Below are 14,409 nucleotides of genomic sequence, written 5' to 3' on the forward strand. Positions count from 1 at the left end.
AGGAAACGACAATGGCTAGATTTGAGAGAGAACCCAGCGAGTTCGTGGAGAAGCTTCCCGAAGGAGCGCCCCGCTCTTGGCGTGTGGGTGAGAGTATGGTTCTACTTGGGCTGATACAGCTCCAGGATGGCCCCGTCCTTCCACACGAAGGCCAGCTGGTCGCCTTGGTCGTTGGCCTGCATGGGGCCGCAGATGACGCTGTCCGCGTCGGCAATGTACTTCTCCAGGCTGTCCACCTTGTAGGCCATGTGGGGGCAGCGGTGGAGCACCTCGGGGAAGGGGGTGCCCTCCTCAAATTTCAGATACTCGATCTTGTAGTCGTAGTCGTCCACGTTGCTCACCCAGAACTTGGCCCCCTCGTTGTAGGTCATGCCGGGCTTCTTGTTGGTGATGGGGATACCGATGTGCATATACTCAGCGGACATGAAAGTTCCCTCCTGATCAAGCGTTTTTGATTTCCTGGTAGACCTCAAAGGCCTGCTGGGCGGTGTAGCCCCCGTGGACCACCTTGCCGATGGCCTGGGCCATGCCGGCGGGGCAGTCGGACTGGAAGATGTTCCGGCCCATGTCCACCCCGCGGGCCCCCTCCGCGATGGCCCGGTAGGCCATCTCCAGGGCCTCCAGCTCAGGCAGCTTCTTGCCGCCGGCGATGACGATGGGCACCGGGCAGGCGGCGGCCACCCGCTCGAAGCCGTCGCAGTAATAGCTCTTGACCACGTTGGCCCCGTTCTCCGCCAGCACACGGGTGGCCAGCTGGAAGAACTTTTCGGTGCGCTCCATCTGTTTGCCCACCGCCACTACACCCAGAGTGGGGATACCGTACCGGGCGCCGGCATCGGCGGTGCGGCACAGCAGCTCCAGGGAGCGGGACTCGCCGGGGGCGCCGATGAAGGTCTGGACGGCCATACAGTCCGCGTTCATCCGGACCGCGTTCTCGATGTCGCAGGCGATGCCGCCGCCATTGGACATCTCATCGAAGAGGACGGTGGTGTCATAGGTCACCCGGACGCACTTGGCCACCGGGGCGGCGGGGGAAATGCAGGAGCGGAGGATGCCCTTGGTGCCCATGAGCACGTTCACATAGGGGATCAGGGGAGGGATTACCACGTCGATGCGCTCCAGCCCGGCAGTGGGGCCCATGATGTAGCCGTGGTCAAAGGCCAGCATCACCGTGTTGCCCGACTTGGGATCAAAGAGGCGGGACAGACGGTTTTTCATGCCCCAGTCGCAGTGGGCGGCCCCCTTCACATAGAAGCCCTCCTGGACCGGGGCGATGTCCAGGTGATAGTCGTGGGCGGCCTTGTTTCCGATGTTGTCAGCCATGTCTTACTCCTTGCTGTACGCAGGGGTGTGGCAGGGGGTGTTCCACAGGCGGATGAACTCGTCGTCCCACTTGGCGATGTTCATCTGGAAGCCGGCGGCCTCCTGTACGGTGAGGATCTCTCCCACCATGCTGGCCACCACTTCCACGCCCTTGGCTTTCAGGAACTCCACGGTGTCCTTGAACAGCACCAGCATCTCCATCATGGTGGTGGCGCCGCAGCCGTTGATCATCACGAAGGCCTTGTCGCCCGCCTTCAGCTCCAGCTTCTTGGACAGGGCCTCGGCCACAGTGGCCACGGTATCCTTGGAGGACATCATGGGCACCCGGACGCCGCCGCCCTCGCCGTGCTGGCCGGCACCGATCTCCATCAGGTCGGTCTCACCCAGGTCGCCGAAAGACATGCCGTTCTGGGGGTGGGTGGCGTCGGTGGACTTGACGGTGACAGAGGCCATGCTGTCGGCGTACCGCTGGGCGATCTCGGCCACCTCGTCCAGGCTCTTGCCCTCCCGGGCGGCGGCGGCCGCAATGTGATACAGGGCCACCGCACCGGCCAGGCCCCGCTTGTTGTCCTCCCCGCTGGGGTCGTACTGGATCTCCTCGCCGGTGACCACCTGGCGGAAGTTCAGCCCAGCCTTCTGGGCCAGCTTGATGGCCTGCTTGCCCGCCAGCTGGTCGCCGGCGTAGTTCAGAGTGAGCAGCAGAACGCCGTGGCCCTTGTCGGCCAGCTTCATGGCGTCAAAGACCAGCTTGCCGTTGGGGGCGGCGAAGATATCGCCCACCGCCTGCACGTCCAGCATTCCCTTGCCCACAAAACCCGCCTGGGCGGGCTCGTGGCCGGAGCCGCCGTAGGTGACGATGGTCACCCGGTCTGCGTCGGCCAGGTCCTTGCTGATGACTAGATGGCCGTCCACCTCCAGAATGTCGGGGTAGGCCAGGCCAAGACCCACCAGCTCCTCGTCGGTGATGGTCTCGGGGGAGTTGATAAACTTCTTCATTTTCATATATGGAGTACCTCCCGTTCAAAATCAATGGAGATGCGCTCAGGGCCGTGCCAGCCCCTGGAAGAAATAGGCCATGGAGGCGGCCCCGGCATCCGGGGTCCCGATGGTCTGCTCGCCGTAGCTCTTGGCACGGCCGAACTTGGAGACGAACTGCTTGCTGGCCTCGGCCCCCTGGAGCGCGGCCTGGGCGGCGGCGTCGAACAGCCCGGCCTCATCGCTGCCGGAGTAGGCAGCGATGGCCTGACTGGCGGGGATCAGGGCGTCCATCATGGTCTTGTCCCCCACCTTGGCGCCGGACATGTCGCTGAGGGCCTTCAGCGCTTTGGCGAAGATGGCCTGGATGCCCGCCGTATCGATCTCATTCCCCTCGGGGGCCTCCTCCTGGAGACCATCCAGCCAGGTGTTCCACAGGGGGACGGCACTGCCGCCGTTCAGGACCATGACAGCCATGGCCGCATCGTCCAGCATGGCTTGGATGCCGCCCTCTGACTCCCCTGCTGCGGCGGAGATGGCTTTGGCGATCTTGCTCATGGTCAGGCCGTGGTCGGCGTCGCCGAACCGGGAGTCGATCTCCGTCAGCTCCTGCTCTGCGGCGGTCACTGCCGCACAGGCGTTCTGAAGCCGGAATGCAAATTCCTGCTTGGTCATATGGTGTCACCTCCCTCCTGGACAAAACTTAGGAAAGCTCCTGCTGGGCTGTGTTACTTCTGTGCGTAGATACTACTATAAAAGGTAACAAAAATCAATAGATAGATCTTTTTTTCTCTGTCATTTACGTAATGATATATTGAAATTTATGCAAAACAGACAAAAATAGAACTCCCTGTGGAGGGACGATCCTCCGCAGGGAGTTACATATGTTACTTATTGGCCCAGCAGGGACTTGACCAGCTCCGCCCGGGCTGCGATGTGGGTGAAGATCCCGGACCGCAGGGCGCCCCGCAGGGCTTTCTCACTGGTGTTGGCGGAGCAGACGCCCACGATATGAGGGCACTGCTTCAGCAGCTCCAGAGGGATCTGGATGGCGAAGTCCTGATCCGACTGGATCACCGTGCCTGCCTCGTTGAAGTAGTAGACCAGCAGCCGTCCACAGGTGTGCTGCTGCTGGAGCAGGCTGCCGTACCGGACCAGGGAGGCAAAGTCGGGGCTGGAGGGGTAGTTTCCGATGTTGACCAGGGCGGTGTCCATCTGAACCCACTGGTCCTGGATCTGGCGGTAGACCTCGGTGGAGCACAGCAGCTGCTTCTCCTCCAGGCTCTCCGGCAGGGCGGGGAGATAGAGAAAGTGGGGGGCGGCGCCCAGCTGCTGGGCCATGAGGCGGACGTTTTCGTTGGACTGGTAGTTGCGGGCAGGGATGCTGGCATTTCCCACCAGGGGGAAGATATCAGTGACGGTGCTGCTGGGCTGGGGATTTTCCTCCAGCCAGGTCACCAGCTGGCCGATCAGGTGGCCCCAGCCTACCCCCAGGCGGCGGGCGCCGATCTGCCGCAGCAGGTCCACGGCCCCCTGGGAGAGCAGCTGATTGGTGGCGTCGTCGTCCCGGCCGTCCTCCACCAGCACGCCCCCCTGGAGGGAGGTGGACAGCCGCAGCCGGTCCAGCAGGACAGCGCTCTCTTCCCCCGGTTCGTAGACGGTGATCTGCACCACGCCCAGCTCCCGGGCCTCCCCCAGCATCCGGCTCACCAGGGGACGGGACACCCCCAGTTCCCGGGCAATGTCGATCTGCTTCCAGTCCTCCAGATAGTAGCGCCGGGCCACATGGGCCAGACGGAGGAGCTTTTCCTTGCTGGGCGCCAAGCCGCTCACCTGCCTTTCTACACCGCGGCTGTTACATAAGTCAACTGTACCATATCGGCATAACAAATGCAACGGGAAGGGGGAAGAAAATCCGCCCGGCAGGGAAGGGCCTCTGCCGGACGGGGGAGATCAGGGGGACACCAGAGCGTTGAGCACCCGGGAGGCCACATCTCCGGCCGCGGAGGAGCCGCTCCCGCCGTTCTCCACCAGCACGAGAAAGGCGTAGGGGTGGTCCTCATCCCGGAGGAAGCCGGTGAACCAGGCGTGGGGGGCCTGGCCGCCCCCCACCTCCGCTGTCCCCGACTTGGCGCACAGGTCCATATTGGGAAAGCGGCTGGTCCCGTAGGCGGCGGTGACGTTGTAGGCCATCATGTCGGCCAGGGTCTCGGCGGTGTCCCGGGCAATGAGGCGGCCGGTGCGGCGGGTGAACTGGGGCAGATCGGGCAGGCCCGGCGTGTCCACCTGGAGGAGCAGGCAGGGGACGGCGGCCCTTCCACCATTGGCGATGGCCCCCATGTAGACCAGCATGGAGCAGGGGTTCACCGCGTCGTGGTACTGGCCCACGCCTGCCCAGGCCAGGTCGTTGTCCGAAATTCCGGTGAGGGAAAAGCTGCCGGCGGCAGTGGGGATGCCGTTGACAGAGTAGCGGCTGGTCAGGCCCGCCTTCCCGGCATAGCGCTCCAGGGTGGAGCCGCCCAGCTCCACCGCCAGCTGGCCGAACACCACATTGCAGGAGTTGGCCAGGGCCTCTCGGATGTCCTGCTCCCCGTGGGCAGCGGTGCAGGTGACCGTCCCGTCCCCGATCTGGGCCGAGCCCTCACAGACCCATGTGCGCTCCTCCAGGTCGGGCAGCTCCTCCAGCGCTGCCGCCAGGGTCACCGTCTTGAAGATGGAGCCGGGCGGGAAGGTGGAGGAGAGAAAGCGGTTGAGATAGACACCATCATAGCTGGGATCGGTCTCCAAGCCGGAGGGGATGTTCCGGGGATCGAAGGAGGGGGAGGACACCAGGCACAGGATCTCCCCCGTCTGGTAGTTGTAGACGGCCACTGTGCCCTTCCGGCCGTTGAGGGCCCGGTAGGCGGTCTCATTCAGGTCCGCATCGATGGTGAGGTATACCTGATTGCCCCGCTGGGCCCCGAAGGCGCCGTTGAGCAGGTCAAAGCCGGTGAGGCGGTCGGCAAAAGCGGTGAGGGCCCCGGTGCCGATGCTGCCGTAGGGGTCGCCTACCACGTGAAGGATGGACTTGCGGCGGGTCTCCCCATCGGGATAGGTGCGGCTGCCCGACTGGTCCACGGCAGAGAGCACTTCACCGTCCCGGTCCAGCAGGGTGCCGCTGATGAGCTGTCCGGCGCTGTTGTACAGGTGGCGGTTGAAGGGGGAGGAGGCCCAGTGCCCCCCGTCGGAGAAGAAGCGGAAGAGGAAGAGGGCCAGGCCGGCCAGCAGCAGGCCGGCCAGCACCAGGCAGAGCACGGCCCGGCGTTCGATCTTTTTCACGGGACAGGTACCTCCTTTCCGGCGGGAGAACGGATGGCAAAGCTGGACTTTTCCCGGGTGTCAGAGGCCTTCAGGAAGGCCAGCAGGCCCCAGGAGGCCAGCATGGCGGAGCCGCCGTTGGAGACAAAGGGGAGGGTGACGCCGGTGAGGGGGAGCAGGTCCATGGCCCCGAAGATGTTCAGGGCGGTCTGCACCACCATGAGTGAGCCCGCGGCGCAGGCGGCGATGGTATAGAAAGCGGAGCGGCCCACCCGGCAGGCCCGGGCGGCAAAGAGGGCCAGGGTGACGATAGAGACCACCGCCAGCAGGGCGATGAGCAGGCCCCACTCCTCGCACAGCATGCCGAATACAAGGTCGGTGTCCGCCGCCGGCACGGTGTGCAGCCAGCCCTCTCCGGCCCCCACCCCCACCAGGCCGCCGGAGGCAGCGGCCGACATGGCCCGGGTCTGCTGATAGCCGGTGGTGGAGGCGAACTCCCAGGCGTGGCCCCAGGAGGCGAAGCGGCGGAAGATGTAGGGCTTGAAGTTGAGGACCAGCAGGCCGGCAAACAGGGCCCCGCCGCAGATCAGGGACAGGGTGGCGAAGTCGCCGGAGCGGAGGTAGGCGATCACCAGGAAGGTGGCGAAGAAGATGAGGGCGGTGCCGAAGTCGCTCATCAGCGCCAGACAGAGCAGACATACCCCGGTGAGCACCATGAACAGCCCCAGGTTGCGCCTGTGGAACAGCCGCTCCAGAGTGGCGGAGCCGGCAAAGATGTAGAAGATCTTGGCCACCTCAGAGGGCTGAAAGGAGAGGGGGCCCAGGATGATCCAGTTGGCCGCCCCAAAGCGGGTCTGTCCCAGCACCAAGGTGACGGACAGCAGGGCGATGGCAGCCGCAGCCATCAGCCAGCGCAGCCGCTGGGTGCGGCTGGTGTCCCGCAGCCACACCCCCAGCACCACAAGGGCGGTCAGCCCCAGCAGGATGGCGATGAACTGCTTCAGCACAGAGCCGGGGGCGGAGGAGGCGGTGACGGCCAGGGAGAGGGTGGAGAGAAAGAAGGCGATGGTCTCCATCTCGAACCCCCGGGCGCCGCAGCGGCGCAAAGCCAGATAGTAGGTCCACATGACGGTGGGGAGGCCGGGGAAGAGGAGAAACAGGCTGGGGGAGACCGACGCCCCCGCACTGACGGCCAGCTGGAGGGCAGCCAGCAGCTGGAACAAAGTCAGCCACAGCAGGGAGGGCCACATGGGCAGAGGGGCCTCCTCCTGCCGCCGGCGGGAGAGCTGTTCCCCCTCCTCCCGGGACAGGGGGAGGAAGAGCAGGTCCACGCCCCCCACGGTGAGGGTGTCCCCCACCCGGATGGGGGTGCGCTGGGAGACCTGGACGCCGTTGACCTGGGTGCCGCCCTTAGAGCCCAGGTCCGTGACCCACCAGGAACCGGACTCGTCCCGGAGAAGGGCGGCGTGCTGGCGGGAGACGGTGGAAAAATTGAGGCGGATATCTGCGGAGGAGGAGCGGCCCAGGATATTTTCCCAGTGGTCGATGGGGAGGGAGCCGCCGCCGGGCAGGCTGAGCTGTCCCCACTGCTCCGGGGTGTGGGGGACCCGCAGCAGGCCGCGGATGGCCCGCACCAGCACCAGCAGGGCGAGGATGGGGAAGAGAAAGCGGACCAGGGCGGTGTACCACCAGACGGCTTGGGCGTGCTCTGTCAGCCAGGTGCCCAGGAGTTGGGGAAAGGCCTGGAAGGCGGAGATTGATTCAGACAAGGGGACCCCTCCTTTCGGGGACGGCAGACCGGCAGGGGACTGCAAGACAAGAGATCGGTGATATTGTATCACAGGGACTGGAGAAAGCAAGCGGGAGTTAAAGGAGAAACAGCGGGCCTCCGGAACGATTCCGGAGGCCCGCTGTTGAAAATGAGATACAGTCAGTCCTGCTCAGGGGTGCGGGGAGGCTTCCCACTGCCCTTGGAGCGGCCGTCCCGGCCCTTGCCCTGGAGCTGGTTGTGCATGTCCAGCATGGTCTGGGCGGCCAAATCGAAGTCGCTGACCTCCTCGTAGTTGTCCACCAAGTCGCTCTGTACCAGGTCGCTGTAATCCTCTTCGGCCTTCTTCTTTGGGTAGACGGCGCGGAGCATGATGGGGGTGACGATGGTGGTGGCAGCCACCATGATGACCATGGGGGCCAGGAAGATGGGGTTCATCATTCCGGTGGCGATCCCCTTGTTGGTAACGATCAGGGCTACCTCGCCCCGGGATACCATGCCAACACCGATGCGCAGGGACTCGGCGTTGGTGTAGCCGAACAGCTTGGCCCCCAGGCCGCAGCCGATGACCTTGGTGACGATGGCCAGCGCGATGGCGATGACGGTGAGCAGGATGACGGTCCCATCCATGGAGGAGAGGGTGACTTTCAGGCCCACGCTGGCAAAAAAGACGGGGGAGAGGAGCATGTAGGAGAGGGTCTCACACTGGGAGTTAACATAGACAGCCCGGGTGGTGTTGGCGATCATCAGGCCGGCGAAGAAGGCGCCGATGATATCCGCCACACCGAAGACCTCCTCCGCCACATAGGCATAGAAGAAGCAGAAAGCCAGGGAGATGACGGCGAAGCGCTTCCGGTTCCAGGAGGCAGAGTTCATCCACCGCTGGATCAGCCCGTGGAGGAAGTAGCCAGCTACGCCGGTGACAACAAAGAAAGCCACGATCTTGATCATCACGATGCCAAGGCTGATGCTGCTGTCAGAGGCACTGGTGATCAGGGTCAGCAGGATCAGCCCCAGAATATCATCGATCAGGGCGGCACCCAAGATGGCGTTGCCGGAACGGGTGGACAGCTTGCCCATCTCCTTCAGGGTCTCTACACTGATGGAGACGGAGGTGGCGGTGAATACGGTGCCCACGAACATGTTCTCCAGGAAGGAACCCCCGTGGTTGAAGACCTCGGCCAGGACATAGCCGCCCGCCAGGGGGACCAGCACGCCGATCAGGGCGATGAAAAAGGCGGCTTTGCCGGATTTTTTCAGCTCCTGGATGTCGGTCTGGAGTCCGGCGCCGAACATGAGCACCACCACGCCCAGCTCGGAGAGCATAGCGAGGAAGTCACTGGGCTGGACCAGGTTGAGGATGCTGGGCCCCAGCAGCAGGCCGGCAAGCAGAGAGCCTACCACCTGGGGCATATCCACCCGTTTGGTAAGCATGGCAAAGCACTTTGTGACCAGCAGGATCAGGGCCACATCAAAAATAAAATGATATGATTCCATGGCAGATTACCTTCTTGCAGACGAAATGATGCGTAACTGTGGCGGCTGCGGCGGACGCCCTATGGGGAATTAAGAGAAGACATCAATGCCCCCAGACGTCCGGCCGCTGGGATCAAAGAAAGAGCAACCGTCTCCGTCAGCGTATGGATACTACCACAAACAAAAAAGAAAGTCCAGTGATTTGCACCGAGAAGGTGTACGATTTTAACAGAAACTGAACAACAATTTTGTTATGAACGTCAAAAGTGAGAAAATGGAAGGGAAAGAAGCAAATAAATAAATGAGAGAGGAGATCGCACTAGAAATGCCGCGCCCGGGGTCACTTCCGGGCGCGGCATAAGACAGATTTTCAGAAAAAGATCAGGCCTGGGCGAGGAAGTAGTCGGTCATCAGATCAATGGCCACGCCCAGCACCTCCTCCCGGGGAAGAAAAGCGTCGTTGTGCAAAGGGTGCTCGGCCTGGCAGCCAATGTGGAAATACAGAGAGGGGACCTGATGGCTGAAGTAGTAGAAATCCTCTCCGATCAGGCTGGGGTGGATGTCCGTGTGGACGTGTTCCTGTCCCAAGAGCCGGGCCGCATGGGTGGAAAAGCGCTGGAACAGCTCCGGTGAGTTGCGGAGGACGCCGTATCCAGCCTGGATGTCCACCTTGGCCTGCCCGCCGTACAGGGAGGCGATCTGCTGGGGGATCTCCCGAATGCGGCGGTGGAGGTAGTTTCGGCTCTCCTCACTGGTGGTCCGGACCGTTCCGTCCAGGACGGCCCGGTCACAGACCACATTGTAGCGCCCAAAGGTCTGGAAGGAGCCGATAGAGACGGAGACGGGCTCGAAGGGATTGACCTCCCGCCGGAGCTTCTGGACCAGGGCACAGTCGATCTCGGAGCCGATGACAATGGCGTCCACCCCCAGGTGGGGCTCCGCCGCATGGGCGGCAGTGCCCAGCACCTCGATGCGGAAGCGGTCGGAGGCCGCCATAATGGGGCCGGGCCGCAGCTCGATGTCCCCCACCGGCAGAGAGGGCCACATATGCAGACCGTACATCTCGTCGATGTGCTGGTCGGTGAGAAAACCGGCCTCAGTGACAGGGCGGGCGCCGCCCACCGGGTTTGCCTCCTCGGCGGGCTGAAACAGGACCAGAATGTTGCAGTTCAGCCGATCCTTCACCCGGTTCAGCTCACAGGCGATCCCAGCGGCGATGGCGGTGTGCATATCGTGGCCGCAGGCGTGCATGACTCCCTCGTGGACGGAGGAGAACGGAGCGCCGGTATGCTCGGTCAGCGGCAGGGCGTCGATATCCGCCCGCATGCACAGGGTCCTGGCTTTTCCTGCGTTGATGCGGACAAAGCCGCCGTTCAGCGCGCCGATGGGGCACAGCTCCAGTCCGTCCCGGGCCAGAAATTCCCGGATGCGGCGGGTGGTCTCCACCTCCTGGTTGCTCAGCTCCGGATGCCGGTGGATATCCCGGCGGAACTCCAGATAGCGGGAAGGATCAGCTTTCATACACAACCTTCTTCCTGAAAAAGATGCTGGGGCAGGCCCCTTTTGGGAGGCTCAGTCCACGGGGCGGAGCAGCGTGTCCCCGTAGAGAGTGGGCTGCCGGTCCCGGAACATATGGATCAGGTCCCGGACCTCCCGGGTCTTGGTGTAGTCGATGGAGCCGGTGATGATCTCCTCCTCACCGCCGCCCTCCGCGATGATGTCGCCCCAGGGGTCGATGATGATGGAGTGGCCGCAGTAGGTCCCCATAGGGCTGGGGCCCACCCGGTTGCAGGCCACCACAAACATCTGGTTCTCGATGGCGCGGGCGGTCAGAAGGGTGCGCCAGTGGTTCACCCTGGGATTGGGAAAGTCGGAGGTGACCACCAGCACATCCGCCTTTTTCAGGGCGTAGGTGCGGGCCAGTTCGCAGAAGCGGATGTCATAACAGATCATCATGCCCAGGCGGCCCAGCTCGGTGTCATAGACCTCGGTCTTGTCACCGTTGGCGAAGGGGACATGCTCGTCCATGTCGCTGTACAGATGCATTTTGCTGTAATCACCCACGATCTCCCCCCGCCGGTCGATGAGGAAGGTGGTGTTGCGCATCTTGCCGTCGGCGTGGAGGGTGGCGATGGAGCCGCCCACCACCCAGACCTGGTACTGCCGGGCCAGCTCCCGCAGCACCGTGACAGAGGGACCGTTTTCCGGCTCCACGAAGTCCTCCATGTGGTGGAACATCTCATCAGAGAAACCGGCGGACCAGTCCTCAGGCAGGACGACCACGTCGGGACGGGGGTCCTTGGCCATAGCCTGGGCAAACAGCTCCCGGACCCGCTTGAAATTGGCCTCGGGATCGCAGAACGCGATGTTGGTCTGAAGCAGTGCAAAGTTCGTCATACAAACATCTCCAATCTGATCAAATGCCGTTCACATGGTGTACAAAATGGCGCGGATGAGGACATAGGCGAAGGTGATGACAGTGATGACCCAGCCGTTGGCCAGCATGGCCTTGATGTTCTTGGAGCGGGCCAGGCCCATCTGTCCCACCATATCAACGGTGGGGGTGACGAAGAAGGTGACCTGGCAGCCCACCAGGACCACCATGCCCCAGATAGGCATGGCGATATTGAGGGACTGTACCATGGGGAGGAACAGCTCGTGGATGATCTGCGCCTGAGCCACGCCGGTGCCGGAGATGCCAAAGATGCCCACTGCGGCGCTGAGCATGAGGAAGGCGACCTCGCCGCCCACATCGATCAGGGGCTGCATGAGCTGGCAGACCGCATCGAAGGCGCCGGAGGCGCTGACATAGTTGAGGAAGGGCTCGAACAGGACGAACATGAAGAACATCCAGAACATTTTGGAGCCGCCCTGGATCATAGCCGTGAGGGAGGACTGGAAGGACAGGCCGCCCACCAGGCCTACCACGATAGAGGCCGTCATCATGACCAGGATGGCGTAGCTGGCGCCGGCGCCCACCACCAGGCCGTAGCCCAGCATAACGGCCATCACCAGCAGGAAGGCCAGGGTGGCGCGCTTGCAGCGGGCATCCGGGACAAAGGCGGAAGCGTCGTCCCCCGACTCCTCATAGGCCTCCAGCGCCTCGGTCTTCCGCTGGGTGCGGCAGGCCATGAAGAAGGTGGAGCCCCAGACGATGACGGCCAGAGGGATGCCGGCGGTGATGAGGTACTGTCCGTAAGAGAGCCCGGTCAGGCCGGTGATGGTGACCACCGGGGGGACGAAGGGGCCTACATACAGGCCGGTGGCCCCGGCACCGTGGAGAATGACGCCCAGGGTGGAGGGGGTGAGCCCCACGCTGGCCACAATGGGGATCAGGATAGGGGCGATGATGGCGTTGGAGCCGGCCAGGGTGCCCAGCAGGGAGACCAGCAGGGTGGAGGTGATCATGGAGATCAGAATGGCCATCTTCTTGCTTTTCAGCTTGAAGCGGTTGACCACCATGTACACCAGGTTATGTGCCACTTTTGTCTGGGACAGGACTTCCGCCAGACCAGAGCCCAGGACGATGATGAAGCCGATGAGGGCACAGAAGGAGCCCAGGGAGGCGTAGAGCGTGTCGGCGAAGCCGGTAATGGATTCTCCGGTGAGGATCGCGCCCAGAATCACGCACAGAAGGACAGAGACGTTCATGTCCTTGCCCATCATCATCAAAACGATGTAGAGCAGCAAGGGCAGGAAGCCGAAGAGGGGATGCAGCCCAAAGATCATAGTTTCCATCTCCTTTTTTTCATTCGCGGTTTCCGTTGGGACAGGCATATTATATTCCTGCACCTTCCGGAGGCCGGCTTCTGCCGGAGGGCGCAAAAATACCGGAAGAAAAAGGAGCGGAATCAGATGGTCAGAGGTAGATGTGGTGCTCCAGGGCAATTTTGTCCTGCAGCTCCATCCGCTCCAGGGTCTGCTGGGCGTTCAGACGGCCCAGGGAGGTGATAAAGCAGTTGCACAGGGTGATGGCTCCCACGGGGGAGAAGTTCCCGCCGTTGGGGGCGATCAGCACCTCGGTGGCTTTCAGCGCGATGGGGGAGGTGAGCGAGTCGGTCAAAGCGACGATCTTGCAGCCCGCCCGGTGGAAGTGGGATACGATGTCATAGGAGGAGCTGGTGTACCGGGCATAGGAGATGACCAGCAGGCAGTCCTCCGGATGGACATCACTGAGCGCAGTGGGCAGGTCGCTGGTGGAGGTGGTGAGCAGATGGACGTTGTCACACATCTGCTGGAGCATGAAGGCCAGATAGTAGGCCGTGGCATAGGAGGAACGCATCCCGGCGATATAGATGGTCCGGGCCTGATGCAGGCGGAGAGCATCCTGCTGGAGCCTTGGTACGACTTCCGGCTGGAGCTGCCCGCCTCCTGCCTGGGGCGGGCCCTGTCCGACATCCAGCGGATGGGGGGCGAGGCGGCGGCCCCAGAGAGCCAGGGGGAGGAGGCAGTGCTCACCGGCGGGGCCCCGGTGGAGGGGCTGCGGGACTACGGGACTCAGGTGGCCGCCTATACCAGGGGCCAGGGCCGGCTGTTCTGCACCCCTGGGGGCTACCGACCCTGCGGAGATCAGGCGGGCGTGGTATCCGCCCTGGGCTATGACCCGGAGCGGGACACGGACAACCCTGCGGACTCGGTGTTCTGTTCCCACGGCGCCGGCGTTACAGTGAAGTGGGACCAGGTGCGCGCCCACATGCATGTGGACAGCGGCCTGCGCCTGGGCGAGGAGGAGGCGCCTCCTCCAGAGACGCCTGTCCGTCCGGCGGAGCGGGGGCCGGCGGGCTCACTGGAGCAGGATAAGGAGCTGATGGCCATCTTCGAGCGCACCTACGGCAAGGTGGAGCAGAGGGCCTTCCAGCCCCAGAAGAAGCCCGCCCGCACCAGCCTGGATGGGGAGAAGTACAGCATCCGGACACAGAAGCAGGGGCCGGAGTACCTTCTGGTGGATGGATACAATGTGATCTTTGCATGGGAGGAGCTGGAGCGGCTGGCCCGCCAGGATGTGGCCGCCGCCCGGGGGGCCCTGGAGGATATCCTCTCCAACTATCAGGGCTTCCGCAGGTGCGTGGTCATCCTGGTCTTTGACGCCTACAAGGTAAAGGGGAACCCGGGCTCGGTGGAGCGGCGGAACGGGATCTACGTGGTGTACACCAAGGAGGCAGAGACAGCGGACGCCTATATCGAGAAGACCACCTATGAGATCGCCCGGGAGCACCGGGTGCGGGTGGTCACCTCCGACGGGGCGGAGCAGCTCATCATCCTGGGCCACGGGGCCCTGCGCCTTCCAGCTGCCTCCTTCCGCCGGGAGGTGGAGGAGGCGGAGGGGGAGATCTCCGCCATCCTGGCCCGGCACAACCGGGGGGAGCGTTCCCGGCCGGTGAAGGAGGCGCTGGAGCGGGCCGCGGCGAAGGAGCGGAGCGGGCCCGGGAGCGGCAGGAAGAGGTGACCGCCCCGCCAAAGCAGAAGGCGGGACCGGCCGGGCGTCCCCGGAGCAGGGGGAGGCACAACCGGGGCTGGACCGGTGTATATGATATTTGAGACCGCCCGGGAGCTGTATCCCGGGCGGTTTT

General features: G+C 63.5%; 13 protein-coding genes. 1 reads left to right on the forward strand and 12 read right to left on the reverse strand.

Going from position 1 to position 14,409, the window contains the following annotated elements:
- Positions 1-101 precede the first annotated feature (101 nt).
- From NE584_RS12975 to NE584_RS13030, 12 genes are all read right to left on the reverse strand, one after another.
- The gene (locus NE584_RS12975) at positions 102-425 is read right to left on the reverse strand and encodes a hypothetical protein (RefSeq protein WP_256182989.1); all 324 of its coding nucleotides are present in this window, start codon (positions 423-425) and stop codon (positions 102-104) included.
- A 16-nt stretch (positions 426-441) separates the two neighbouring features.
- Complete coding sequence (gene lsrF, locus NE584_RS12980) at positions 442-1,323, reverse strand: 3-hydroxy-5-phosphonooxypentane-2,4-dione thiolase (protein ID WP_108980053.1); 882 nt, start codon at positions 1,321-1,323, stop codon at positions 442-444.
- Positions 1,324-1,326: 3 nt separating this feature from the next.
- Positions 1,327-2,325 (reverse strand): dihydroxyacetone kinase subunit DhaK, encoded by a 999-nt coding sequence (locus tag NE584_RS12985; RefSeq protein WP_050622980.1) that lies wholly within the window; start codon positions 2,323-2,325, stop codon positions 1,327-1,329.
- 39 nt (positions 2,326-2,364) lie between these two features.
- On the reverse strand, positions 2,365-2,973 hold the full coding sequence (locus NE584_RS12990; protein WP_256182990.1) for a DAK2 domain-containing protein: 609 nt from the start codon (positions 2,971-2,973) through the stop codon (positions 2,365-2,367).
- A 216-nt stretch (positions 2,974-3,189) separates the two neighbouring features.
- Complete coding sequence (locus NE584_RS12995; RefSeq protein ID WP_050622978.1) at positions 3,190-4,122, reverse strand: sugar-binding transcriptional regulator; 933 nt, start codon at positions 4,120-4,122, stop codon at positions 3,190-3,192.
- Between the two features lie 129 nt (positions 4,123-4,251).
- Positions 4,252-5,616, reverse strand: a complete 1,365-nt coding sequence (locus tag NE584_RS13000; protein ID WP_108980051.1) for a penicillin-binding transpeptidase domain-containing protein — start codon at positions 5,614-5,616, stop codon at positions 4,252-4,254.
- Positions 5,613-7,364: an FtsW/RodA/SpoVE family cell cycle protein gene (locus NE584_RS13005; protein WP_256182992.1), complete on the reverse strand. Its 1,752-nt coding sequence runs from the start codon at positions 7,362-7,364 to the stop codon at positions 5,613-5,615. Before NE584_RS13005 ends, NE584_RS13000 begins: the two co-directional genes overlap by 4 nt.
- A 161-nt stretch (positions 7,365-7,525) precedes the next feature.
- Positions 7,526-8,860, reverse strand: coding sequence for a cation:proton antiporter (locus NE584_RS13010; protein ID WP_256182993.1), 1,335 nt, complete (start codon positions 8,858-8,860; stop codon positions 7,526-7,528).
- A gap of 360 nt (positions 8,861-9,220) precedes the next feature.
- Complete coding sequence (locus tag NE584_RS13015) at positions 9,221-10,360, reverse strand: M20 family metallopeptidase (RefSeq protein ID WP_050622976.1); 1,140 nt, start codon at positions 10,358-10,360, stop codon at positions 9,221-9,223.
- A 51-nt stretch (positions 10,361-10,411) separates the two neighbouring features.
- Complete coding sequence (locus NE584_RS13020; protein ID WP_050622975.1) at positions 10,412-11,236, reverse strand: carbon-nitrogen family hydrolase; 825 nt, start codon at positions 11,234-11,236, stop codon at positions 10,412-10,414.
- Positions 11,237-11,266: 30 nt separating this feature from the next.
- The gene (locus tag NE584_RS13025) at positions 11,267-12,568 is read right to left on the reverse strand and encodes a Na+/H+ antiporter NhaC family protein (RefSeq protein WP_256182994.1); all 1,302 of its coding nucleotides are present in this window, start codon (positions 12,566-12,568) and stop codon (positions 11,267-11,269) included.
- Between the two features lie 130 nt (positions 12,569-12,698).
- Positions 12,699-13,121: a MurR/RpiR family transcriptional regulator gene (locus NE584_RS13030; RefSeq protein ID WP_256182995.1), complete on the reverse strand. Its 423-nt coding sequence runs from the start codon at positions 13,119-13,121 to the stop codon at positions 12,699-12,701.
- Between NE584_RS13030 and NE584_RS13035 the strand changes: the two genes are divergently transcribed.
- On the forward strand, positions 13,053-14,285 hold the full coding sequence (locus tag NE584_RS13035; protein WP_256182996.1) for an NYN domain-containing protein: 1,233 nt from the start codon (positions 13,053-13,055) through the stop codon (positions 14,283-14,285). The two genes, NE584_RS13030 and NE584_RS13035, sit on opposite strands and share 69 nt — an antisense overlap.
- The last annotated feature ends 124 nt before the right edge of the window (positions 14,286-14,409 follow it).

This window comes from Clostridium sp. DFI.5.61 (assembly GCF_024462915.1).
GTDB classification, from domain to species: domain Bacteria; phylum Bacillota; class Clostridia; order Oscillospirales; family Oscillospiraceae; genus Lawsonibacter; species Lawsonibacter asaccharolyticus.